20 protein-coding genes and 1 pseudogene are annotated in these 22,368 nt (G+C 65.8%); 13 read left to right on the top strand and 8 right to left on the bottom strand.

Annotated elements, in window-relative coordinates; genetic code table 11:
- The first annotated feature begins 142 nt into the window (after positions 1 to 142).
- Complete coding sequence (locus tag KHO27_RS11480) at positions 143 to 2,377, top strand: TonB-dependent siderophore receptor (RefSeq protein ID WP_250888443.1); 2,235 nt, start codon at positions 143 to 145, stop codon at positions 2,375 to 2,377.
- A 36-nt stretch (positions 2,378 to 2,413) separates the two neighbouring features.
- Here the strand turns inward: KHO27_RS11480 and gspI are convergent, their stop codons facing one another.
- Positions 2,414 to 2,794, bottom strand: a complete 381-nt coding sequence (gene gspI / locus KHO27_RS11475) for a type II secretion system minor pseudopilin GspI (protein WP_110701631.1) — start codon at positions 2,792 to 2,794, stop codon at positions 2,414 to 2,416.
- 147 nt (positions 2,795 to 2,941) lie between these two features.
- On the opposite strand from gspI, the gene gspG reads away from it, so the two are divergent.
- The 7 genes from gspG to gspF are packed head-to-tail and all read left to right on the top strand — an operon-like array spanning position 2,942 to position 10,756.
- On the top strand, positions 2,942 to 3,388 hold the full coding sequence (gspG, locus tag KHO27_RS11470; protein ID WP_110701633.1) for a type II secretion system major pseudopilin GspG: 447 nt from the start codon (positions 2,942 to 2,944) through the stop codon (positions 3,386 to 3,388).
- A 6-nt stretch (positions 3,389 to 3,394) separates the two neighbouring features.
- Positions 3,395 to 4,345 (top strand): type II secretion system minor pseudopilin GspK, encoded by a 951-nt coding sequence (gspK, locus tag KHO27_RS11465; protein WP_214501839.1) that lies wholly within the window; start codon positions 3,395 to 3,397, stop codon positions 4,343 to 4,345.
- Positions 4,342 to 5,262 carry a type II secretion system protein GspL gene (gene gspL / locus KHO27_RS11460; RefSeq protein ID WP_110701637.1) on the top strand — a complete coding sequence of 307 codons (921 nt, stop codon included), beginning with the start codon at positions 4,342 to 4,344 and terminating at the stop codon, positions 5,260 to 5,262. The genes gspK and gspL overlap by 4 nt, the downstream gene beginning before the upstream one ends.
- A complete protein-coding gene (locus KHO27_RS11455; RefSeq protein WP_110701639.1) occupies positions 5,252 to 5,773 on the top strand; it encodes a type II secretion system protein M in 522 nt (173 codons plus the stop codon). Before gspL ends, KHO27_RS11455 begins: the two co-directional genes overlap by 11 nt.
- Positions 5,770 to 8,133 (top strand): type II secretion system secretin GspD, encoded by a 2,364-nt coding sequence (gene gspD, locus KHO27_RS11450; protein WP_214501838.1) that lies wholly within the window; start codon positions 5,770 to 5,772, stop codon positions 8,131 to 8,133. The genes KHO27_RS11455 and gspD overlap by 4 nt, the downstream gene beginning before the upstream one ends.
- Positions 8,130 to 9,551, top strand: coding sequence for a type II secretion system ATPase GspE (gene gspE, locus KHO27_RS11445; RefSeq protein WP_214501837.1), 1,422 nt, complete (start codon positions 8,130 to 8,132; stop codon positions 9,549 to 9,551). The genes gspD and gspE overlap by 4 nt, the downstream gene beginning before the upstream one ends.
- Entirely contained in the window at positions 9,551 to 10,756 is a 1,206-nt protein-coding gene (gene gspF, locus KHO27_RS11440) for a type II secretion system inner membrane protein GspF (RefSeq protein ID WP_214501836.1), read from the top strand. Before gspE ends, gspF begins: the two co-directional genes overlap by 1 nt.
- Before the next feature lie 105 nt (positions 10,757 to 10,861).
- Here the strand turns inward: gspF and KHO27_RS11435 are convergent, their stop codons facing one another.
- The 3 genes from KHO27_RS11435 to KHO27_RS11425 all read right to left on the bottom strand — a co-directional run bounded on the left by KHO27_RS11435 (position 10,862) and on the right by KHO27_RS11425 (position 12,910).
- A complete protein-coding gene (locus KHO27_RS11435) occupies positions 10,862 to 11,059 on the bottom strand; it encodes a hypothetical protein (RefSeq protein WP_110701645.1) in 198 nt (65 codons plus the stop codon).
- Positions 11,049 to 11,609, bottom strand: coding sequence for a hypothetical protein (locus KHO27_RS11430; protein ID WP_214501835.1), 561 nt, complete (start codon positions 11,607 to 11,609; stop codon positions 11,049 to 11,051). The genes KHO27_RS11435 and KHO27_RS11430 overlap by 11 nt, the downstream gene beginning before the upstream one ends.
- 248 nt (positions 11,610 to 11,857) lie before the next feature.
- Complete coding sequence (locus tag KHO27_RS11425) at positions 11,858 to 12,910, bottom strand: YVTN family beta-propeller repeat protein (protein ID WP_158539547.1); 1,053 nt, start codon at positions 12,908 to 12,910, stop codon at positions 11,858 to 11,860.
- Positions 12,911 to 13,080: 170 nt separating this feature from the next.
- On the opposite strand from KHO27_RS11425, the pseudogene KHO27_RS26575 reads away from it, so the two are divergent.
- A pseudogene (locus tag KHO27_RS26575) lies at positions 13,081 to 13,155 on the top strand (hypothetical protein); the annotation flags it as partial.
- Here KHO27_RS26575 and KHO27_RS11420 read toward each other — a convergent pair.
- On the bottom strand, positions 13,136 to 14,062 hold the full coding sequence (locus KHO27_RS11420) for a LysR family transcriptional regulator (protein WP_110701651.1): 927 nt from the start codon (positions 14,060 to 14,062) through the stop codon (positions 13,136 to 13,138). The pseudogene KHO27_RS26575 and the gene KHO27_RS11420 sit on opposite strands and share 20 nt — an antisense overlap.
- Before the next feature lie 88 nt (positions 14,063 to 14,150).
- Between KHO27_RS11420 and KHO27_RS11415 the strand changes: the two genes are divergently transcribed.
- Both KHO27_RS11415 and KHO27_RS11410 read left to right on the top strand, forming a co-directional pair.
- A complete protein-coding gene (locus KHO27_RS11415; protein ID WP_214501834.1) occupies positions 14,151 to 14,456 on the top strand; it encodes a putative quinol monooxygenase in 306 nt (101 codons plus the stop codon).
- Between the two features lie 13 nt (positions 14,457 to 14,469).
- The gene (locus KHO27_RS11410; protein ID WP_214501833.1) at positions 14,470 to 15,324 is read left to right on the top strand and encodes a type 1 glutamine amidotransferase domain-containing protein; all 855 of its coding nucleotides are present in this window, start codon (positions 14,470 to 14,472) and stop codon (positions 15,322 to 15,324) included.
- 113 nt (positions 15,325 to 15,437) lie between these two features.
- Here the strand turns inward: KHO27_RS11410 and KHO27_RS11405 are convergent, their stop codons facing one another.
- A complete protein-coding gene (locus KHO27_RS11405; RefSeq protein ID WP_110701657.1) occupies positions 15,438 to 15,926 on the bottom strand; it encodes a signal peptidase II in 489 nt (162 codons plus the stop codon).
- 194 nt (positions 15,927 to 16,120) lie between these two features.
- On the opposite strand from KHO27_RS11405, the gene KHO27_RS11400 reads away from it, so the two are divergent.
- Positions 16,121 to 17,167: a class I SAM-dependent methyltransferase gene (locus KHO27_RS11400; protein ID WP_110701659.1), complete on the top strand. Its 1,047-nt coding sequence runs from the start codon at positions 16,121 to 16,123 to the stop codon at positions 17,165 to 17,167.
- A gap of 99 nt (positions 17,168 to 17,266) precedes the next feature.
- Here KHO27_RS11400 and KHO27_RS11395 read toward each other — a convergent pair whose 3' ends face one another.
- Both KHO27_RS11395 and KHO27_RS11390 read right to left on the bottom strand, forming a co-directional pair.
- A complete protein-coding gene (locus tag KHO27_RS11395) occupies positions 17,267 to 18,511 on the bottom strand; it encodes a saccharopine dehydrogenase family protein (protein ID WP_038705903.1) in 1,245 nt (414 codons plus the stop codon).
- 30 nt (positions 18,512 to 18,541) lie between these two features.
- Positions 18,542 to 19,639 (bottom strand): carboxynorspermidine decarboxylase, encoded by a 1,098-nt coding sequence (locus KHO27_RS11390; protein WP_111532260.1) that lies wholly within the window; start codon positions 19,637 to 19,639, stop codon positions 18,542 to 18,544.
- 480 nt (positions 19,640 to 20,119) lie between these two features.
- Between KHO27_RS11390 and katG the strand changes: the two genes are divergently transcribed.
- Complete coding sequence (gene katG / locus KHO27_RS11385) at positions 20,120 to 22,366, top strand: catalase/peroxidase HPI (RefSeq protein WP_110701663.1); 2,247 nt, start codon at positions 20,120 to 20,122, stop codon at positions 22,364 to 22,366.
- Positions 22,367 to 22,368: the final 2 nt, after the last annotated feature.

Here is a 22,368-nt window from a genome sequence, read left to right as displayed (position 1 = left end):
GCGAAATGTTCGCAATTGTAAAAAGTTCGTAAAAACCCTAGGATGCGCCGCAGCCGTCGCAGAACGGGCGCACAACCACAACAATCGCCAGTGATTAGCCCCACCTGCATCAAGCAGACACAACAACTAGGGGTCGACAAGCGTGCAACGACAGCACTCTCTGAACACGGTTCAAAGGGCAGGGAACGCCACCACCGTCCGCCAGCGCCATCCGCTGGCACTGGCCATCCTCGCGGCAAGCCTCGCCGCGCCGGCCGGCCCGGCCTGGGCCGAAACCGCCAGCGGCAAGGGCACCCTGGAGCTGGGCGCCACCGCCATCACCGATACCGCGCTGGGCGAGGCCACCGAAGGCAGCGGGTCCTACACCACCGGCGCCAGCCGCACCGCCACGCGCATGGCCTTGTCGCCACGGCAGACGCCGCAGTCGGTCACGGTCATCACCCGCCAGCAGATGGATGACCAGAGCCTCACCAGCATCAGCGATGTGCTGGGCAAGACGCCTGGTGTCACCGTCACCAAGCTCGACAGCAACCGCGCCAGTTTCAAGGCCCGTGGCTTCGATATCGACAACTTCCAGGTCGATGGCATTCCGGCGGCCTTCCGCTTCGGCAATGGCATCGACCAGACCGACCTGGTGATTTACGACCGGGTCGAGGTGCTGCGTGGCGCCACGGGCCTGCTCAGTGGCTTCGGCAGCCCGTCGGCGACCGTCAATCTGGTGCGCAAGCGGCCGACCCGCGAGTTGTCCGGCTATGTATCGCTCGGCGCCGGCAGTTGGGACACCTACCGTGGCGAGTTCGACATCGGCGGCGCGCTGACACCGGACGGCAATGTGCGCGGGCGCCTGGTCACGGCCTACGAGGACGGCCAGTCGTTCATGGACAACCTGTCCGAGAAGAAACAGGTGATGTACGGCATCGTCGAGGCCGACCTCAGCGATGACACCTTGCTCAGCGTCGGCCTGAGCCGCCAGAGCAACCGCCCGGAAGGTTCGTCCTGGGGGCCGTCGACACCTTTGCTGGACAGCCAGGGCAACCGCTTTGGCATGTCGCGCTCGTTCAACCCCGGGGCCAAGTGGAGTGCCTGGGACAACACCGCCGACAACCTGTTCGTCACCCTCGAGCAGCGCCTGGCCAACGACTGGACGCTCAAGGCCTCGGCCACTCGCAGCGAGACCGATGCGCCGATGCGCCTGGGTTCGGCGGCCAGTGGCTACCCCGATGCCGCCACGGGAGGCGGCATGGGCGTGTGGCTGGGCCGCTACCGCTACCAGACCGACCAGAACGCCTACGACCTGTACGCCAGTGGCCCGTTCCAGTTGCTGGGGCGTGAGCACGAATTGGTAGCGGGTATTTCCCACCGCGACGTGCGCGCCCATGAAAGCAACTGGCCGTTCCTGTTCGGGGGCGCCAATATCTACCAGTGGCGCGGCGAGTTCAGCGAACCCGACTGGGGGCGCCCGCTGTCGAAGGTCGATACCCGTGTGCAGGAAGACGCGGCCTACCTGACCGGCCGCTTCAAGCCCACCGACAAACTGTCGGTGATCCTCGGTGGTCGCCTGTCCAACTGGCAGCTCGACAGCACCCGCCTGGACACCGCCAGCGGCCAGCGCAGCAAGACCCAGGACCTGGAAGAGAACGGCGTGGTCGTACCCTATGCCGGCGTGGTCTATGACCTGGACGACAGCTGGTCGGTGTATGGCAGCTACACCAGCATCTTCAAGCCGCACGAGACCGAGCAGGACGCCAACGGCAAGATGATCGAGCCGGAGGAGGGCGACGCCTATGAGCTGGGCCTGAAGGGCGAGTTCTACGACGGGCGTCTCAACGCCAGCCTGGCGCTGTTCGAGGTTCGCCAGGACAACCTCGCTGAACTCGACCGCACCGACCCGGCCACCAACCGTGGCATCTACCGGGCGATCCAGGGCGCCAAGACCCGTGGCTTCGAGCTGGAAGTGGCGGGCGAGCTGACCCCGGACTGGCATGTGCAGGGTGGCTTCACCCACCGTATCACCCGCGATGGCGAGGGCGACAAGATCTCCACCATCGAGCCGGAGAACCTGCTGCGCCTGTCCACCACCTACCGCCTGCCGGGGGTGTGGAACAAGCTTACCGTGGGCGGCTCGGCCAACTGGCAGAGCAAGATCTGGAAGGACCTGGACAGCCCGGTGGCGGCGGGCGAGACCATCCGCTACACCCAGTCGAACTACCTGACCCTCGATGCGCTGGCGCGGTACCAGGTGACCGAGCAGTTGTCGGTGACCCTCAACGGCAACAACCTCACCGACAAGAAGTACTTCAACAACCTGGGCTTCTACAACGGCGGTTACTACGGTGACCCACGCAACTTCATGCTGACCACGCGCTACGCGTTCTGAGGGTACACGCCACGGGGGAGCGGGCACGCTCGCTTCTTACGTGGAGGGCGCAGCCTCGGCGCCCCCGAGCAACGTCTGCAACCGCGCCAGCGCCGGCCCTTCATGCTGGCGGTCGAACACCTGCAGCGACACCTCCAGCAGCCCTTGCCGCGAGCGCGACACGCGCTGCTCGCAGCGCAAGCGCAGGCGGCCCTGGTCGCATTCGAACTGCCTGACGCCCGGCCTGGCGCTGCCTTCCAGGCGCAGTTCGGCCAGGCGTCCCTGGGCGGCGAGCAAGGCCAGTGCCTTGTCGCGCAACAGCCCGTTTCCCTGGGTCATCAAGCCGCTGGCGCGCACGGCGGCGGCCATGGCCACCGCCACGATGGTCAACGCCACCAGCACTTCGATCAGGGTGAAACCATCCTCGGTGGCACGCACAGGACACCTTTCGCGCAAGGCAAAGCAGCACTGTAGAGCGGCCCGATGACGCTTTGACGACGCCGACTCCCGAGCTTTTTCAATATCCGTGACATACCGCCTTGCCACAATCGGCCCCCGATTCGAACTCACGCAAGGAATGCCGAGATGCAGATCGCCCGTCGCAACCTTCCCGCCCGCTGCTTGCGCCAGCAGGGTTTCACCCTGATCGAGATCATGGTGGTGGTGGTGATCCTCGGGATCCTCGCGGCGATGGTGGTGCCCAAGGTGCTCGACCGCCCCGACCAGGCGCGCGCCACGGCGGCGCGCCAGGACATCGGCGGGCTGATGCAGGCACTGAAGCTGTACCGCCTGGACAACGGCGCCTACCCGAACCAGAACCAGGGCCTGAAGGTGTTGGTGGAGAAGCCGGCACAGGCCAAGGATGGCCAATGGCGTGCCTACCTCGACCGCCTGCCCAACGACCCCTGGGGCCGCCCTTACCAGTACCTGAATCCGGGCGCCAACGGCGAGATCGATGTGTTTTCCCTGGGCGCCGACGGCCAGGCCGGGGGCGACGGGGTGAACGCCGACCTCGGCTCCTGGCAGTTGTGACCGGCCATGGCGCGCCAGGAAGGCATGGCCGTGATCAGTGCGCTGTTGATTGCCGCGGTGGTGGCGGTGATCGCCGCAGGCATGATCGAACGCCAGGGGCTGCAGACCCGGCAGATAGAGAACCGCCAGATGGCGCTGCAGGGACAATGGGCCCTGGAAGGCGGCCTGCAGTTGAGCCGTCGGGTGTTGTTCGAACAACGCCTGCGCGACCCGCTGGTACGTGGCGGCCAACCCTGGACGCGACCGATGCGCGATGAGCCGTCTGGTAGCGTGCGCTTCGATGGGCAACTGGAGGATGAGCAGGGCAAGTTCAACCTGCGCAACCTGGTGGTCGATGGCCAGGTGGACAGCGAGGCACTGGCGACCTTCCAGCGCCTGTGCGCGTTGATCGGCATCGGCGAGCGGCTGGCCACGGCCATCGCCGGGCAGGTGATCGACAGCTACCCACAGCGTCCGCCGGTATCCCCCGGCAGTGCCGGTCAAGGCCTGCAAGGCGGCCGTGCGACCTCGCCAGCCGTTGCCGCCGAGCCGTTGCCGGCCAAGCGTCCGATGCTGCGCAGCGTCGATACCCTGGCCCGGCTCAAGGGCATGGATGGCCAGGCCCTGCAACGCCTGCGCCGATTCGTCACGGTACTGCCGGCGCTGACCTGGATCAATGGCAACACTGCCAGTGCCGAAGTGCTTGCCGCGCAGGTGCCGGGGCTGTCGCTGCAGCAGGCCATGGCGCTGGTGGCCGAGCGCGACAGTGGGCGCTGGTTCATCAACCGAGGCGATTTCGTCAACCGTTTGCGCATGCCGCAGTTGGCCATGGCCAATGTGCGGGTGGGGATCAACAGCGACTGGTTCCGCCTGCGCGGCCAGGCGCGCCTGGGCAGCCGTGAACTACCCCTGCAGGCGCTGCTGCGCCAGCGCGAGGGGCAGTTGCCGGATGTCATCTGGAGCCGGGTGGGCGCATGAGTACGCTGGTTGACGTGCAGCTGCCGCCGTTGGCGGAGCTGGAGGATGCCTCGCTGCTGGATTACCGCCAGGCCGAGCGTGGCGGCCAGGCCACCCGCGCGCAGTTGCAGCGCCAGGCCAAGGGCGCGCCCTGGCGCCTGCACTTGCATGCGCACGACAGCCTGGCCCTGGCCCTGGCCTTGCCACCGCTGACGGGCAAGCGGTTGAGCGCGGCGGTGGGCTGCGCGGTCCAGGGGCTGGTGCTTGGCGATGTCGGGCAGGTCCATGTGGCGCACGGGCCGCGCCAGGCTGATGGGCAGGTCGCCGTGGCCTGGCTGGGCCTTGCGCAGATGGCGCGTCTGCAGGCGTGGCTGCAGGCCGATGGCATCCGCGTGGCCGGGCTGTTCGCCCGGCAGGACGATACAGCGTCGTCGGTCGATTTGGCCGGCGGGCTTGCCGGGCCAGTGAAATCGCCAGCGTTGGGACGCACCTTGGCGATCTGGGGCGCGGCGGCAGTGATCTGGTGCCTGGGCTTGAACCTCTATGCCGCGCACCTGGCCGACGAGGGCGAGCGGCTGCGCGCCTACATGGTCGCCCAGGTGCGCATGGCCTTCCCGCAGTTGCCGGTGGTTCTCAACCCGTTGCAGCAGGCGCGTCAGCAACTGCAGGGCGGGCAGGGCGGCGCCGGCTCGGGGCTGGCGGCCTTGCTCGACGGCGCCGGACAGGTCATGCCGTTCCTCGCGGGTAATGTCGAGGCACTGGACTATCAGGATGGCGTGCTGCGTCTCACGCCCCTGGACGATGGTGGCAAGGCCCCGGCGGACAGCGCCTGGCAGGCCGACCTCGCCGCACGCGGCATCGAGGGCCAGGCCAGTGGGCAAGGCTGGACCCTGAGGGCAGCCAACCCATCCGGTGAGGAGCTGGCCCATGTCGATTAAGGCCCACCTGGGCCTGCTGCGCGGGCAGGGCCGGCAACGCTGGCAAGCCCTGGCCGCGCGGGAGCGTCGTGCGGTCGCCCTGGCAGGCGGCTTGCTCGGCGCGCTGTTCTGCTGGCAGGTACTGGTGCTTCCCGCCCTGGCCCGGATCGACCACTGGCAGGCCGAAACACCCAAGCTGCGCAGCCAGGCGCAGGCGCTCGATGCCTTGCTCGGCGAGCGCCTGGCACAACGGCCTGCGGATACCGCCCAGGCTTTGCGCCAGAGCCTGGAGCAGGCTGGCCTGCTGGCGCAGTCACAGCTCGACGGCGAGGGCGATACCTGGCGCTTGGGCTGGCAGCGGGCCCCCGCGGAAGCGGCCATGGCCTGGCTGCAGGCAGTACCACCGCGCCTCGGGCTTGGTGTTGGCCAGCTGGCGCTGCGCCGAGACCCGACCAGCGGCCCAGGCAGCCCGGTGACTTTTTCCGGAACCCTTCGCATGACTCAGGCGCATGGCGCTAAGGACCCTTCATGACGTGCCTCCGTTCACCGCGATTGCCGTTCGCGCCCTTGCTCCTGGCCCTGGCGCTCAGCGCCTGTGCCAGCGCGCCGAGCGTGCAACGCCCCCTGGCCAGCAGCGAGCTGGGCCGCCCGCTGGCCGAAGCCGGTGCCACGGCGGGCACCCTGGATCATCGCGAACCGCAGAGCCGCCCGCTGCAGCGCCAGTCGCCGCCTCGGGTCGGGCAGCGCCACAGCCGCGCCGTGGCCGCACCCGCGCCGGCCAATCCACTTGGCGACCAGCCGGTACAGCTGAACTTCGTCGATGCCGATATCCAGGCAGTGGTGCGCGGCCTGTCCCGCGCCACCGGTCGCCAGTTCCTGGTCGATCCACGGGTCAAGGGCCAGCTGACCCTGGTTTCCGAAGGCGAGGTGCCGGCCGCCAAGGCTTATTCCATGCTGCTGTCGGCCCTGCGCATGCAGGGCTTCAGCGTGGTCGATGTCGGCGGTGTGGCCCAGGTGGTGCCCCAGGCTGACGCCAAGCTGCTGGGCGGCGCGCTGGTGAGCGATGACCGCGACGCGGGCAACGGCATGGTCACCCGGACCTTCCGTCTGCAGTATGAAAATGCCGTCAACCTGATCCCGGTGCTGCGCCCGATCGTCTCGCCGGACAACCCGATCAACGCCTACCCGGGCAACAATACCCTGGTCGTCACCGATTACGCCGAAAACCTCGAGCGGGTCGCGCAGATCCTCGATCGGGTCGACATCCCCAGCGCCATCGACACCGATGTGGTGGCGATCAACAACGGTATCGCCAGCGACATCGCCAGCATGGTCAACGAGCTGCTCGACAGCCAGGGCAGCGACCCGACCCAGAAGATCAGCGTGCTGGGCGATCCGCGTTCGAACAGCGTGGTGATCCGTTCCGGCAGCCCCGAGCGCACCCAGCTGGCCCGCGACCTGGTCTACAAGCTCGACAATGCGCAGAACAGCGCCGGCAACCTGCACGTGGTGTACCTGCGCAACGCCCAGGCCGACAAGCTGGCGCAGAGCCTGCGCGGGCTGCTGACTGGCGAGAGCGACAGCGCCACTGCCGACGGCACGCGCGCGCTGCTCAGCGGTGGCGGCATGCTCACCGGCGGCAGTGGCAACGGTAATGGCGCCAGCACCGGCAGCAACAGCGCCACGCAGAACAACAGCACAACTGGCAGCCAGAACCGCGGCAACGGCCTGGGCGCCGGCAGCACGCCGAACGGCTACGGCGCCAGCGCGCAGCAGAACGACCAAGGCACCGCGTTCTCCGCTGGCGGCGCGACCATCCAGGCCGACAAGACCACCAATACCCTGCTGATTTCCGCCCCCGAGCCGCTGTACCGCAGCCTGCGCGAGGTCATCGACCAGCTTGACCAGCGCCGCGCCCAGGTGGTGGTGGAAAGCCTGATCGTCGAGGTCGGCGAGGACGATGCCAATGAATTCGGCATCCAGTGGCAGGCCGGCAACCTTGGCAAAAATGGCGTGTTCGGCGGTGCCAACCTCGGTGGCAGCGGGCTGGTCAAGGGGCCGAGCAGCATCGATGTGCTGCCGAAGGGGCTGTCGGTGGGCGTGGTCGATGGCACGGTGAAGATCCCCGGCATCGGCGAGGTGCTCGACCTCAAGGTGCTGGCCCGTGCGCTGACCAGCAAGGGTGGCAGCAACGTGCTGTCGACACCCAACCTGCTGACCCTGGACAACGAGGCGGCGAGCATCTTCGTCGGCCAGACCATCCCCTTCGTCAGCGGCCAGTACGTCACCGATGGCGGCGGCAACAGCAACAACCCATTCCAGACCATCCAGCGCGAGGAAGTGGGCCTGCGCCTGAACGTGCGGCCGCAGATCTCCGAGGGCGGCACGGTCAAGCTCGACGTCTACCAGGAGGTCAGCAGCGTCGATCAGCGCGCCTCCAGTGCCGCCGGCACGGTGACCAACAAGCGCGCCATCGACACCAGCATCCTGCTCGACGATGGCCAGATCATGGTCCTGGGTGGGCTGCTGCAGGACGGCTACACCCAGAGCAACGAAGGTATCCCGTGGCTGTCCGGGCTGCCGGGGGTCGGCGCGCTGTTTCGCAGCGAGCGCCGGGCCAGCACCAAGACCAACCTGATGGTGTTCCTGCGCCCGTACATCGTGCGCGATGCCGCGGCCGGGCGCAGCATCACCCTGAACCGCTACGACTTCATCCGCCGTACCCAGGGCAACCTCAAGCCCGAGCATTCCTGGGCGCTGCCGGACATGGACATGCCGCTGCTGCCGCCGGTGGAGCAGGGCGTGCCCGACCAGGGCCGCGCGCGGTCGGTGTCATCGCAGGCACCACGGGCCTCGATCCGTGCCGTGCCGGTGGACGAGGTGGCCCGTTGAGCCGCCTGCCGTATGCCTGGGCCAGGGCCCAGCGGGTGGTGCTGCAGGCCGATGGCGAGGCGAGGGCGGTACTCTCGTGCTGCCCTTCGAGCCCGGGCTGGGCGTTGGCAGAGGTGCGTCGGCGCTTTGGCCCGGTGGCTGTCGAAGCGGTGACCGATGCGAACATGGACACCTTGCTGGTCAGCGCCTACGCCGATACCGGCAGCGCCGCGGCGGTGGTGGGCGCGGCGGAGAACGAAGTGGACCTCGACCGCCTGCTGCAGGACATCCCGGAAGTCACCGACCTGCTCGAGGCCCAGGACGACGCGCCGGTGATCCGCATGATCAACGCCTTGCTCACCCAGGCGGCCCGCGACCAGGCCAGCGATATCCATATCGAGCCGTTCGAGAGCCACTGCCTGGTGCGCTACCGGGTCGACGGCACCCTGCGCGACGTGGTCTCGCCGCGCAAGGCGTTGCACGGCGCGCTGGTGTCGCGCATCAAGATCATGGCGCAGCTGGACATTGCCGAGAAGCGCCTGCCCCAGGACGGCCGCATCGCCCTGCGCGTGGCCGGGCGGCCCATCGATATCCGCGTTTCAACCGTGCCCACCGGCCATGGCGAGCGCGTGGTGATGCGCCTGCTGGACAAACAGGCCGGGCGCCTGCGCCTGGAGGCGCTGGGCATGGACGCCGCAGTGCTGGCGCGGCTGGACCAGTTGATCCGCCAGCCCCATGGCATCGTGCTGGTCACCGGCCCCACCGGCTCGGGCAAGACCACCAGCCTGTACGCCGCATTGGCACGGCTGGATGCCAGTGTCAGCAACATCCTCACCGTCGAGGATCCGGTGGAATACGACCTGCCGGGGATCAGCCAGATCCAGGTCAACGCGCGCATCGACATGAGCTTCGCCGTGGCCCTGCGCGCCATTCTGCGCCAGGACCCGGACGTGATCATGATCGGCGAGATCCGCGACCTGGAGACCGCGCAGATTGCCGTGCAGGCCTCGCTGACCGGGCACCTGGTGCTGGCCACGCTGCACACCAACGATGCGGTGTCGGCGGTCAACCGCCTGGTCGACATGGGCGTCGAGCCGTTCCTGCTGGCCTCGGCGCTGCTCGGCGTGTTGGCCCAGCGCCTGGTGCGGCGCCTGTGCCCGCACTGCCGCGAGCCTGACCCCGCCGCGCCCGGGCAGTACCGGGCGGTGGGCTGCGCGCATTGCAATCACTGTGGCTACAGCGGGCGCACCGGTATCCACGAGCTGTTCTGCGTGGACGACACCGTACGCGCGCTGGTGCATCAGGGTGCTGATGAACAGGCCCTGCGCGCCGCCGCGCGGGGCAACGGCATGCGCAGCATGCGCGAGGATGGCCAGCGCTGGGTCGACAGCGGCAGCACCTGCCTGGAAGAGATCCTGCGCGTGACACGGGATGCCTGATGAACCGTTATCGCTATGAAGCCGCCGACGCCCAGGGGCATATCGTCAAAGGGCTGCTCGAAGCCGACAGTCCGGGCGCCGCGATGGCACAGCTGCGCGGCCTGGGGCTGACCGCGCTGGAGGTCGAGGCCCAGGCCGCTGTCGGGCAGGGCGCGGGCCTGTTCAGCGCCAGGCTGAGTGATGGCGACCTGGCCTGGGCCACGCGTCAGCTGGCCAGCCTGCTGGCCGCCGGCCTGCCGCTGGAAGCGGCGCTGGGCGCGACCTTGGAGCAGGCCGAGCGCAAGCATGTGGCGCAGTTGTTGGGGGCGGTGCGCGGCGATGTGCGCAGTGGCATGCGCCTGGCCGACGCACTGGCCGAGCGGCCGCGGGACTTCCCCGAGATCTACCGGGCACTGGTGGCGGCGGGTGAGGAGTCCGGCGACCTGGCCCAGGTGATGGAGCGCCTGGCCGACTACATCGAGGAGCGCAACACCTTGCGCGGCAAGATACTCACCGCGTTCATCTACCCCGGTGTGGTCGGGCTGGTGTCGGTGGGCATCGTCATCTTCCTGCTCAGCTACGTGGTGCCGCAGGTGGTCAGCGCCTTCACCCAGGCACGCCAGGACCTGCCCGGGCTGACCCTGGCGATGCTGGCGGCCAGTGACTTCGTGCGTGAATGGGGCGCGCTGTGCTTCGCCCTGATGGCCGGGGCGTTCTGGGCCTGGCGGGTCTACCTGCGCGCCCCGGCGGCGCGCCTGGCCTGGCACGCCCGGATCCTGCGGCTGCCGCTGTTCGGCCGTTTCGCGCTGGGCCTGAACACGGCGCGTTTTGCCTCCACGCTGGCGATCCTCGGCAGCGCCGGGGTGCCGCTGCTGCGTGCGCTGGAGGCGGCGCGCCAGACCTTGGGCAACGATCGCCTCGACCAGTGTGTCAGCGAGGCCACCGCGCGGGTGCGCGAGGGCGCCGGGCTGGCCTCGGCGCTGGCGGTGGAGAAGGTCTTTCCGCCGCTACTCATCCACCTGATCGCCAGCGGCGAGAAGACCGGCAACCTGCCGCCGATGCTCGATCGCGCCGCCGACAGCCTGGCCAAGGACATCGAGCGCCGCGCCATGGGCATGACCGCGCTGCTCGAGCCGCTGATGATCGTGATCATGGGCGCGGTGGTGCTGCTGATTGTCATGGCGGTGCTGATGCCGATCATCGAGATCAACCAGCTGGTGCAGTGATTTGCTGCGCCACCTCCCACACCTTGTTGGCGGAACCAGTATCAAGAAGGAAGGTTGAGCTGTGAAGCGAAGAGGCCCTCGGCATTTGACGCAGACTGTCTTCGTTCAGGCGGCAGATGGCTTGCGTGGCTTGTGCGGTCGGCCTGCATAGGCAGAACCTTCAACTTTGGCAAAAGCGTCGATGGCGTCATCTGACAGGAAATCATCGTATTGCGCCGAAGCTCGAAAGCGGGCCAGCTTCTTGTCGGCAATCGCCTTGAAACGGGCCACGTTGGCGTTGAAATCGCCGGGATCATTCACCATTGGGGAAACCCTCCAGAGTGTGGGAAGCATAGCCACGGGCCAAGTCGTAGGCAAGGCCGATGCCCTTTACCTGGCGGAAACCATCCAGTTCGTAGGCCGCTCGCGCCTGCGGCAGAGGGTCCCGGATGACAACCCATTGCAAGCCCAACATCAGGGCGTAGTAGCGTACGCCGCTAAGGCAAAGAGGCGCGACGTAGCCTCTGGTCGGCAGGGTGCTGTCGGGGTTGCGCTGCAGATAAAGGACCATGATCTTCTCTTTACTGGCCTGGGGCGATGCCCAGCACATTCCCGCCAGTTGATCGTCATGCCAAAGTGCGATATCGAGTGCGCGGGCATTGGCAGGACGGGTTTTCCATTTCAGCACACGGTCCCAGCCGAAATCGTAGTGATCCGGGTGCCAGGCTTCGTGCGCGAGGATAGCGCGCTCATCGATCTCGTCGACTTTCAATCGAACGGCCAGCGTACCGTTCTTCTGCCAGGCGTCCTGGGTGACTTGCTCGCGTGCGGCCTGCTTGAGCCCGGCAAACTCGGCCAATTGCCATCCGTCCATGCGCTGCCCTCGAATGCAGGAATACTGAGGTAGCATGAAGTTAACCCGAGCTGCTCTCGGACTGGGCCTTGAGAGTTGAAGGAGATTTCCTTGGAATGTGTGGCTGGTATCTGGTCAGGCGAAGTCGGAGGTGGGACGTGGTTTGGCGCACGCCCCCTCGCAAGAGGGGGACGGATCTTGGCCGGTTTCTTCCATGCAGCCAAGGCCAGTGGAGCAAAGGCGCCTCCCGCGAGGCGCCTTTGCGGTGCTCAGCTCTCTTCTTTCGGCTGCACCACGATCGCCAGGGCATCCGGCTCGGGGCCGGCTTTCCAGCGTGCCTTCTCGGTCCAGTTGGCTGTGCTGATCACCGCGACTTCGTCGCCGCCGCTGATCGCCACATAGACCCGCTTGCCATCCGGCGAGACCACCGCGCCAATCGGCAGCGCCTCTTCGCCGAGCATCGTACGGCGGTATTCGGCGCCTTCGCGCGCCAGGCCGATGCGCTTGATCTCTTTCTTGGCCACCACGTCGATCACCGCCAGTTCCGCCGACTTGGCGCAGGTGACGAGCGCATACTTGCCATCCGGGGTCATCGCGACGCGGATCGGGAACAGGCCGGTGCGGATACGGTCGGTGACTTCCAGGCGCTTGCTATCGACGATGACCACTTCGTTGCCGTCGCGGTTGCTGACCCATACCTGGGTGCCGCTGGGGGTTACCGCCACGCCTTCGCTGCCGGCGCCCGTGGGGATCTCGGCGATTTTCTTCTTGTGCAGCAGGTCGACCACCGACAGCGTGCCGCTCTCGACATGGCTGACGTAGGCGCGGTCGGCACCGGGTGACAGCGCGACCATGTGCGGTTTGCCGCCACCGATGTCGATCCGGTCGAGCACTTTGCCTTGGGCCAGGTCGACCACCAGCAGACGTTCGCTGGCTTCGCTGGTGACCACCACACGCTGGCTGTCGGGCAGGAAGCGAATGCCGTGGGGGCGGGCGTCTTCGCCCAGGTCGATGGTGCGCACGACCGTCCGGGTCGGCCAGTCGATCACGCTCAGGCTGTTGTTCGCCGTGCCTTGCGCGCCGTAATTGCCAACCACGGCCAGCAGGCCATTGCCACTGACCACCACCTCGTGGGGGCCGGTGCCTACCGGCAGGCGGATCATTTCCTGGCCACTGCGAGTGTCCAGAGCCGACACGCTGGCGTCGGCCTTGTTGCCGACCAGCAGCACGTCGTCGGCGTTGGCCAAAGTGGCGCAGGCCAGCAGGGCCCCGGCCAGGGCCAGCAGGCGGAAGGGGGGTGTGAAGGTCATGGGGTAGGGCATGTCCAGTCTCCTTGAAGGTGTGATCCATGTTGCATGCACTGGCTGTGACCCGTCGGGCCGCCCGAGAGTTTCAGTGGACATGTGCACGCCGACGGTGGCCTTCTGGCAGAGGAGGGCAGGTCATGGACGAGGCAAGGCTTCACGAGTTCATGGGCAAGCTGGTGGGCGATATGGGGGCGGTAGTGCTGCTGATCGTCATGGCGGTGCTGATGCCGATCATCGAGATCAACCAGCTGGTGCAGTGACCTGCTGCGCCACCTCCCATACCTGTTGCCGGAACCAGCGACGCAAGGGGTCGGCGTGGGTACGCGCGTGCCAGATTTGCATCACTTCGACCCGGGGCAGCGCCAGGGGCAGGGTGTGCAGGCGCAGGCCGGGGTCGCGCTCGACCGCTTCGATGGCCAGCGAGCGCAGGCAGGTGAGTAGCAGGTCGGTGCCGCGCACCAGGCGCGTAGGGGCAATGAAGCTGGACAGGCCGGCCACTACCCGACGTTGCCGACCAATAGCCCGCAGGGCGTGATCGACCCGGCCATCGAGGTCGCCGGTGAGTGTGGTCAGCAGGTGCTCGCAGGCCAGGAACGCCTCCAGGCTCATGCCCTTGGTCAGGAGCGGGTTGTCGGCGGCGGCCAGTACCACGAAGTCCTCACTGAGCAGGCGCTGTTGATGGAAGGTGTCCGGCAAGCCGTTGTAGAAACCGGCGATGGCCAGGTCGCAGGTGCCTTTTTCCAGCGCCTCGCGTGGCAGGTTGCCCTGGGTGTTGTGGGTGATCAGGGTCAGGTTCGGTGCCTGGGTGCGCAGGATCGGCAGCAGCCTGGGCAGCAGGGTCTGCTCCAGGTAGTCAGTGCTGTAAAGGTGCATCTGGGTCGCGCGGGAGAGGAAATCATCGCCGTCGCAATCCCTGTAGAAGTCCTGTAGCTGTGCAACCAGCTGCTGTATCCGGGGCGCCAGCTCATGGGCCCTGGGCGTTGGCGTGAGGCCACGCGGCGCACGCACGAACAAGGGGTCGCCGAACTGCTGGCGCAGCTTGTTGAGCTTGTGGCTCAGGGCGGGCTGGCTGAGGGCCAGCCGTTGCGCTGCATGGGAGGCATTGCGCTCTTCATAGAGCACCTGGAACAGGTGCAGCAGGTTGAGGTCCTTGTTGCTGATATTCATAAAACGAATCACAGGAATAAGTGCTTTCGAATTATCGAATCATAACGCGATGGTTAGGATGGGCCCAACTTGTTGAGGGAGACGCCCAGTGACCATTGCCATCTTCGCCACTATCCAGCCGCATCCTGAACACCGTGAGGTCATAGAACAGGCCTTGCGCCTGATGGTGGAGCAGACTCGTGCCGAGCCCGGCAACCTGCGCTATGACCTGTTCGTCCGCGAGGGTGAGGTAATGGCGTTCGAGCTGTTCGAGCTGTATGTCGATGCCGCCGCCGTTGAGGCCCATCGCTACAGTGCCCATTACCAGGCCTATCGCGCCGCCAGCGCCGGCTGGTTGGCCGCACCGACTCAGGTGCAGCTTGCCCACGGGCTGGATATCGCGCCATTCAACTGATCAGGAAAACACCATGAACATGATTGCTCCCGTCGCGCTGGCATTGGCTGGCACCCTGTTGGCCGGCCAGGCCGCCGCCGCTGCGAAGGGTGAGGTACTGGTGCTGTTGTCCAGCGAGAACCAGCTGCAGCTCAAGGACGGCAAACCGTACCCCACCGGTTACTACCTCAACGAATTCGGCGTGCCTGCCGACCAGTTGCTCAAGGCCGGCTACAAGCTGGTGCTGGTGACGCCCAAAGGCAATGCGCCGAGTGTCGATGAGCGCTCGATCGACCCGATGTACTTCGGCGGCGATGCCCGCGAGATGCAGCGTATCCGCCAGGTGGTCGATAGCTTGCCGGATATCGACGACACGCTGTCGGTGAAGGAGGTACTGGCGGGCGATATGGGCCGCTATGCCGGGATCTTCATCCCGGGGGGCCATGCGCCGCTGATCGACCTGGCCAACAACCCCGACGTCGGTGCCCTGTTGCGTCACTTCCACCAGGCCGGCAAGCCCACGGCTGCCATTTGCCACGGCCCGATCACGTTGCTGTCGGCGCAGCAGGATCCGGTTGCCTACCGCGCCGCGCTCGCTCGTGGCGAAACCCCGGCGGCCAGCGACTGGACGTACCGGGGCTATCGCATGACCATTTTCTCTGACCCTGAGGAGCAGGTGTTCGAGGGCTCACTCAAGGAGCAGCGTCTGCAGTTCTATCCCGCCAAGGCCATGGACGGCGCAGGAGGCGACATGAGTTATGCCCAGGCCTGGCAGCCCCATGTAGTGGTCGATCGTGAGTTGATCACCGGGCAGAATCCGTTTTCCGACAAGGCGTTGGCCAAGGCGTTGCTTGAGCAGTTGGAGAGTGTCGGTAGTCGCAAGAACTGAGCGAGTGCAGGTGATCGAGGCCTTGCGGATGCTGGCAGGGCCTCGGTCATTCAGGTGCGCAGGTTTTGCCTCGCTTGGGGCGGCCCGCAGTGCGGCCCATTGGATAGGCGGGGTCAGCGTTTGCTCGGCCGAGTAATGCCGTCCACCACCAGCACTGTGGCACCGGCCATGATGGCGATGTCGGCCAGGTTGAACACGCCGGTGTGCAGGGTGCCGATGTTGAGGACCAGGTAATCGACCACGTGGCCGTCGCGAATCACCCGGTCGATCAAGTTGGATAGCCCGCCCACGGCGATGAACCAGGCCGCGCTGGCCTTGACCGGTGCCGATTGCCAGTGGCGCCAGGCCCAGACCATGGCCCAGGCGCACACCACGCCGACGGCGACCACGAACACCAGTTGCTTGAGCCACGGAGCCAGCCCGGCGCCGAGGCTGAGGAACGCTCCGGGGTTGAGGCTCAGGGCCAGGTCCAGCCAGACGCTCTGGTTGCCATAGACATAGCTGTGATTGTTCAGGGCGACCAGGGCGATCAGTTTTACCCACTGGTCGAGAATGATGAAGGCAACGCCCAGGGTGAGGACGAGGGTACGGCTGGAAAACATGCTGACAGTTCCTTTAGTGCGCGAATGCGGTCGTCCGCCATTGGCGGGCAAGCCTGCGGCGCGGCGAAGATAGCGCAGGCGGGTCTAGACTTAAAGCCCGGGTCGGTTGCAGATGCGGCCCGATCAACCATCCGACCACCGCCTACCGGACCGGACGTCGCCGACGGTGGCCTTCTGGCAGAGGAGGGCAGGTCATGGACGAGGTGCGGCTTCACGAATTCATGGGCAAGCTGGTGGGCGACATGGGGGCGGCGGCGACGCTGGCCAATGTCATCCTTGGGGATGAGCTGGGGCTGTATCGGGCCATGGCCGACAGTCAGCCAGTCACACCCGAGGCCCTGGCCGAGCGCACCGGCTGCCAGCCACGGCTGGTACGCGAGTGGCTCAATGGCCAGGCTGCGGCGGGTTACCTGGTGCATCACGATGGACAGTTCACCTTGCCCGAGGAGCAGGCCATGACGTTGGCGTTGGAAGATTCGCCCGCCTACATGGCCGGCGGCGCCTCGGTGCTGGCGGCACTGTTCCATGACAAGGACAAGCTGGTGGCGGCCATGCGCGGCGATGGCGCCCTGGCCTGGGGCGATCATCATCCGTGCATGTTCAGTGGCACCGAGCGCTTCTTCCGACCCGGCTACCGAACGTTCCTGGTGGCTGATTGGCTGCCGGCTCTGGACGGGGTGGTGGAAAAGCTGCAGGCCGGCGCCCAGGTGGCCGATGTCGGCTGTGGCCATGGTGCCTCGACCATTGTCATGGCCGAGGCGTTTCCCGCCTCGCGCTTCATCGGCTACGACTACCATGCGCCTTCGGTGCTCACCGCCAGCGAGCGCGCGCGTGACGCAGGCGTGGCCGAGCGGGTCGGCTTCCAGCAGGCGTCGGCCAAGGACTATCCCGGCCACGATCTGGACCTGGTGTGTTTCTTCGATTGTTTACACGATATGGGTGACCCGGTGGGCGCGGCACGACACGCCTATCAGGCGCTCAAGGACGACGGCACGGTGATGCTGGTGGAGCCGTTCGCCGAGGATACCCTGGATGCCAATATCAACCCGGTCGGGCGCTTGTTCTACGCGGCTTCGACGTTCATCTGCACGCCGAATTCGCTGTCGCAGGAAGTGGGGCTGGGGCTGGGTGCGCAGGCTGGGGAAGCTCGGTTGCGGGCGGTGTTCGAGGAGGCGGGGTTCAGGCGCTTCCGGCGGGCGACGCAGACGCCGTTCAACTTGATACTGGAGGCCAGGAAGTAGCGATTTGCCGGTGCTAGCGCTATCGCGGGGCAAGCCCGCTCCCTCAGTTAGATCCCACAAACAGAAGGGGCGCCATCTAGCGCCCCTTCATCGTGCAGCTTAGGCTTCAGCGTCCCATGGACGATCGCCTTTTTCATCCTTGACGCGGGTCGGCAGGCCCATCACGTCCAGCGCCTTGAGGAACGGCTCGGCCGGCAGCTCCTCGACGTTGACCATGCGCCCGGCATCCCACTGACCACGGGCAACCAGTAGCGCGGCGGCTACCGGAGGCACGCCTGCGGTGTAGGAAATACCCTGGCTGTCGGTCTCGGCGTAGGCTTCTTCGTGATCGGCCACGTTGTAGATGAACACCTCGCGCGGCTGACCGTCCTTGGTGCCCTTGACCAGGTCACCGATGCAGGTCTTGCCGGTGTAGCCCGGGGCCAGCGAGGCCGGATCCGGCAGCACGGCCTTGACCACCTTCAGCGGTACCACTTCCAGGCCTTCGGCGGTTTTCACCGGTTGCTCGGAGAGCAGGCCGAGGTTCTTCAGCACGGTGAACACATTGATGTAGTGCTCGCCGAAGCTCATCCAGAAACGCACGTTCGGCACGTTCAGGTTCTTCGAGATCGAGTGCACTTCGTCGTGGCCAGTCAGGTACAGGTTCTGCGAACCCACTACCGGCAGATCGTCGGTGCGCTTGACCTCGAACATGGTGTTGCTGGTCCACTGGCTGTTCTGCCAGCTCCAGACTTGCCCGGTGAACTCGCGGAAGTTGATTTCCGGGTCGAAGTTGGTGGCGAAGTACTTGCCGTGGGAACCGGCATTCACGTCCAGGATGTCGATCGAGTCGATCTGGTCGAAGTACTGCTGCTGCGCGAGTTTCGCGTAGCTGTTCACCACACCCGGGTCGAAGCCGACGCCGAGAATGGCGGTAATGTTCTTTTGTTGGCACTCTTCGAGGTGTTTCCACTCGTAGTTGCCGTACCACGGCGGGGTCTCGCAGATCTTGCCCGGCTCTTCGTGGATGGCGGTGTCAAGATAAGCGACACCGGTATCGATGCAGGCGCGCAGCACCGACATGTTGAGGAAGGCGGAGCCAACGTTGATCACGATCTGCGATTCGGTCTCGCGGATCAGTGCCTTGGTCGCCTCGACATCGAGGGCGTTGAGCGAGAAGGCCTGGATGTCGGCGGGTACCTTGAGGCTACCCTTGGCCTTGACGCTGTCGATGATGGCCTGGCATTTGGAGATGTTCCGTGACGCAATCGCAATACGACCCAGTTCGTCGTTATGCTGTGCGCACTTGTGGGCCACCACCTTGGCGACACCTCCTGCACCAATGATAAGAACGTTCTTCTTCAATTCAGCTGCTCTCCTTCATGAAAGCCTGTCTTACGACAGGCTCGAAACGTAGTCTTCGAAACCGAACTCGCGCACCACTTCGACGCTGCCGTCGAGTTGCTTGACCGCGATGGATGGCATTTTCAGACCGTTGAACCAGTTTTTCTTGACCATGGTGTAGCCCGCCGTGTCGACGAACGACAGCCGATCACCGATGGCCAGTGGCTTGTCGAATTGGTACTCGCCGAAGATGTCGCCGGCCAGGCACGACTTGCCACAGACCATGTAGGTGTGCGCGCCGTCGTTGGGGGCCATCTTGGCGTTGAGGCGGTAGATCAGCAGGTCGAGCAGGTGCGCTTCGATGGAGCTGTCGACCACGGCCAGGTGCTTGCCGTTGTACAGGGTGTCGAGCACGGTCACTTCCAGCGAGGCGCTGTTGGTGATGGCCGCTTCGCCTGGCTCCAGGTAGACCTGCACGCCATAGGTTTCGGCGAACTGCTTCAGGCGCGCGCAGAAGGCATCCACCGCGTAGTCTTCGCCGGTGAAGTGGATGCCGCCGCCGAGGCTGACCCATTCGACCTTGTGCAGCAGGTGGCCGAAACGTTCCTCGATGTGCGTGAGCATCTTGTCGAACAGGCCGAAGTCGCCGTTCTCGCAGTTGTTGTGGAACATGAAGCCGGAGATCTTCTCGATCACCTTCTCGATCTTCTCTGGATCCCACTCGCCGAGGCGGCTGAACGGGCGCGCCGGGTCGGCCAGCAGGTAGTCGGAGCTGCTCACCTGCGGGTTGACGCGCAGGCCGCGCACCTTGCCCTCGGACTGCTCGGCAAAGCGCTCGAGCTGGCCGATGGAGTTGAAGATGATCTTGTCGCAGTTCTCGAGCATCTCTTCGACTTCGTCGTCGGCCCAGGCCACGCTGTAGGCATGGGTTTCGCCGGCGAACTTCTGGCGGCCGAGCTTGAGCTCGAACAGCGAAGACGAGGTGGTGCCGTCCATGTACTGCTGCATCAGGTCGAATACCGACCAGGTAGCGAAGCACTTGAGGGCAAGCAGTGCCTTGGCACCGGAGTGTTCGCGCACGTAGGCGATCTTCTCCATGTTGCCCAGCAGCTTGGTTTTGTCGATGAGGTAGTACGGCGTCTTGATCATTTAAAGGCCCCCGGCCAGGCCGGCCAAAAAAAGGACACGCATTGTGCCTTCACTTGCCGCGGTACGAAAGGGCGCGAGGCGCATTTCGTCCGAGTTGTCCATGCACTTGGCCAGGCAAGTGCCATCAGGCCCGTGACTGCGCCGTCCCTGGCGCGGGGGCGGCCGCTATCGCGAAGGACGGCCGAATGTGCTTTTGCATCGGGGCGAACCCAGTTGAACAGATCAATGTGACGATCCTGATCTGCCGGCGCCACAGGCTGACAGAGCCAGGCTATCACCCCCCAATATCGCCTCTATTAGACCTCTGCCCAGGCTCGGCTAGTCTTTCTGCTGGTTCCGTGAAAAGCCGGTGCACAGGTGTGCCCGGCCATAACCGATGAGGGGCAGGCGCGCTTGGCGAACGCCTGATCCAACACCTGGCAGCGCAATTACAAGAACGCCCGGAAATCTGAATTGAACCGACCCTAAAGGTAGAAGCAGATGGCGAACGAATCGAAATGCCCGTTCCACCAGACCGCCGGTGGCGGCACCAGCAACCGTGACTGGTGGCCTGACCAGCTCAACCTGAAGATCCTCCACCAGCACTCCAGCAAGTCCGACCCCATGGACCCGGACTTCGACTACGCCAAGGCGTTCAAGAGCCTCGACTTCCAGGCCTTGAAAAAAGACCTGAGCGCCTTGATGACCGACTCCCAGGACTGGTGGCCGGCCGACTTCGGCCACTATGGCCCATTGTTCATCCGCATGGCCTGGCACAGCGCCGGTACCTATCGCATCGGCGATGGCCGTGGCGGCGCCGGCTCCGGCCAGCAGCGCTTCGCCCCGCTCAACAGCTGGCCGGACAACGTCAGCCTGGACAAGGCCCGGCGCCTGTTGTGGCCGATCAAGCAGAAGTACGGCAACAAGATCTCCTGGGCGGACCTGATCGTGCTTACCGGCAACGTCGCCCTCGAATCCATGGGCTTCAAGACCTTCGGTTTTTCCGGTGGCCGCGCCGATGTGTGGGAGCCCGACGAGGACGTGTACTGGGGCTCGGAGAAGGTCTGGCTGGGTGGTGACACCCGTTACGGCAAGGAACAGGTCAAGGCCCAGCCGCCCGGCCAGGGTGACCTGGTGGCCGAGCCCGCCAAGCATGGCGAGGAGCAGAACCGTGACCTGTCTGCCGAGCGCAACCTGGAAAACCCGTTGGCCGCCGTGCAGATGGGCCTGATCTACGTCAACCCGGAGGGCCCGGAAGGCGAGCCCGATCCGGTGAAATCCGGCAAGGACATTCGCGAGACCTTTGGCCGCATGGCCATGAACGATGAAGAGACGGTGGCGCTGATCGCCGGCGGCCATGCCTTCGGCAAGACCCACGGCGCCGGCCCCGCCGACAATGTCGGTGCCGAGCCGGAAGCCGCGGGCCTCGAGCTGCAGGGCCTGGGCTGGAGCAACAAGTTCGGTACCGGCAAGGGTGGCGACACCATCACCAGCGGCCTGGAAGTGACCTGGACCTCGACCCCGACGCAGTGGAGCAACGAGTACCTGAACAACCTGTTCAACTTCGAGTGGGAACTGACCAAGAGCCCGGCTGGCGCCCACCAGTGGCGGCCGAAGGATGGCAAGGGCGCGGGGACCGTGCCTGATGCCCATGATCCCGGCAAGAAGCACGCGCCGTCGATGCTCACCTCTGACCTGGCGCTGCGCTTCGACCCGATCTATGAGCCCATCGCCCGGCGCTTCAAGGATAACCCCGACCAGCTCGCCGATGCCTTCGCCCGTGCCTGGTATAAGCTGATCCACCGCGACATGGGCCCGCTGGCACGCTACCTCGGGCCGGAAATGCCCAACGAGGAGCTGCTGTGGCAGGACCCGCTGCCCAAGGCAGGGCCTCAACCCAGCGACGCCGATATCGCCGCGCTCAAGGCCAAGGTGCTGGCTTCGGGGCTGAGTGTCGGCGAACTGGTGTCCGCGGCCTGGGCCGCGGCCTCGACCTTCCGCGGTTCCGACAAGCGCGGCGGCGCCAACGGCGGCCGCCTGCGCCTGGCGCCGCAGAACGGTTGGCCGGCGAACCAGGGGCTGGACAAGGTGCTGGCGGCGCTGGAGAAGATCCGCAGCGAGGGCGGGAACACGATCTCCCTGGCCGACCTGATCGTGCTGGCCGGCAGCGCGGCGGTGGAGAAAGCCGCCAAGGATGCCGGGCACAACATCAGCGTGCCGTTCCATCCGGGGCGCGTGGATGCCTCGCAGGAGCAGACCGATGTCGAGTCGTTCGCGGTGCTTGAGCCTCTGGCCGACGGTTTCCGCAACTTCAGCAAGGCCCGCTACAGCGTCAAGGCCGAGAAATTGCTGCTGGACAAGGCCCAGTTGCTGACGCTCACCGCACCGGAGCTGACCGTGCTGATCGGCGGCCTGCGGGTGCTTGGCGCCAACCATGGCGGCAGCAAGGAGGGCGTGTTCACCGACAGGGTCGGCGTGCTCAGCAACGACTTCTTCCGCAACCTGCTGGACATGGGCGTGGAGTGGAAGCCGATATCGGCGGACAACGAGGCGTTCGAAGGCCGTGAGCGCAAGACCGGCCAGGTGAAATGGACCGCCAGCCGGGTCGACCTGGTGTTCGGCTCCCATGCGCAACTGCGTGCCTTGAGCGAGGTGTATGGCAGCAGCGATGCCAGGGAGAAGTTCGTCAAGGACTTCGTGGCGGCGTGGGTGAAAGTGATGGAGTTGGACAGGTTCGACCTGGCATAACG

Source organism: Pseudomonas sp. RC3H12, from assembly GCF_018596375.1.
In the GTDB taxonomy this organism is placed as follows: domain Bacteria; phylum Pseudomonadota; class Gammaproteobacteria; order Pseudomonadales; family Pseudomonadaceae; genus Aquipseudomonas.
This window is presented reverse-complemented; position numbering and strand designations above follow the sequence as displayed.

Coding starts and splice junctions, on each gene's coding strand:
- gspG (WP_110701633.1), top strand. CDS start 2,942: ATGCAGATCGCCCGTCGCAACCTTCCCGCCCGCTGCTTGCGCCAGCAG.
- gspK (WP_214501839.1), top strand. CDS start 3,395: ATGGCGCGCCAGGAAGGCATGGCCGTGATCAGTGCGCTGTTGATTGCC.
- gspL (WP_110701637.1), top strand. CDS start 4,342: ATGAGTACGCTGGTTGACGTGCAGCTGCCGCCGTTGGCGGAGCTGGAG.
- KHO27_RS11455 (WP_110701639.1), top strand. CDS start 5,252: ATGTCGATTAAGGCCCACCTGGGCCTGCTGCGCGGGCAGGGCCGGCAA.
- gspD (WP_214501838.1), top strand. CDS start 5,770: ATGACGTGCCTCCGTTCACCGCGATTGCCGTTCGCGCCCTTGCTCCTG.
- gspF (WP_214501836.1), top strand. CDS start 9,551: ATGAACCGTTATCGCTATGAAGCCGCCGACGCCCAGGGGCATATCGTC.
- KHO27_RS11435 (WP_110701645.1), bottom strand. CDS start 11,059: ATGGTGAATGATCCCGGCGATTTCAACGCCAACGTGGCCCGTTTCAAG.
- KHO27_RS11430 (WP_214501835.1), bottom strand. CDS start 11,609: ATGGACGGATGGCAATTGGCCGAGTTTGCCGGGCTCAAGCAGGCCGCA.
- KHO27_RS11425 (WP_158539547.1), bottom strand. CDS start 12,910: ATGCCCTACCCCATGACCTTCACACCCCCCTTCCGCCTGCTGGCCCTG.
- KHO27_RS11420 (WP_110701651.1), bottom strand. CDS start 14,062: ATGAATATCAGCAACAAGGACCTCAACCTGCTGCACCTGTTCCAGGTG.
- KHO27_RS11410 (WP_214501833.1), top strand. CDS start 14,470: ATGAACATGATTGCTCCCGTCGCGCTGGCATTGGCTGGCACCCTGTTG.
- KHO27_RS11405 (WP_110701657.1), bottom strand. CDS start 15,926: ATGTTTTCCAGCCGTACCCTCGTCCTCACCCTGGGCGTTGCCTTCATC.
- KHO27_RS11400 (WP_110701659.1), top strand. CDS start 16,121: ATGGACGAGGTGCGGCTTCACGAATTCATGGGCAAGCTGGTGGGCGAC.
- KHO27_RS11390 (WP_111532260.1), bottom strand. CDS start 19,639: ATGATCAAGACGCCGTACTACCTCATCGACAAAACCAAGCTGCTGGGC.
- katG (WP_110701663.1), top strand. CDS start 20,120: ATGGCGAACGAATCGAAATGCCCGTTCCACCAGACCGCCGGTGGCGGC.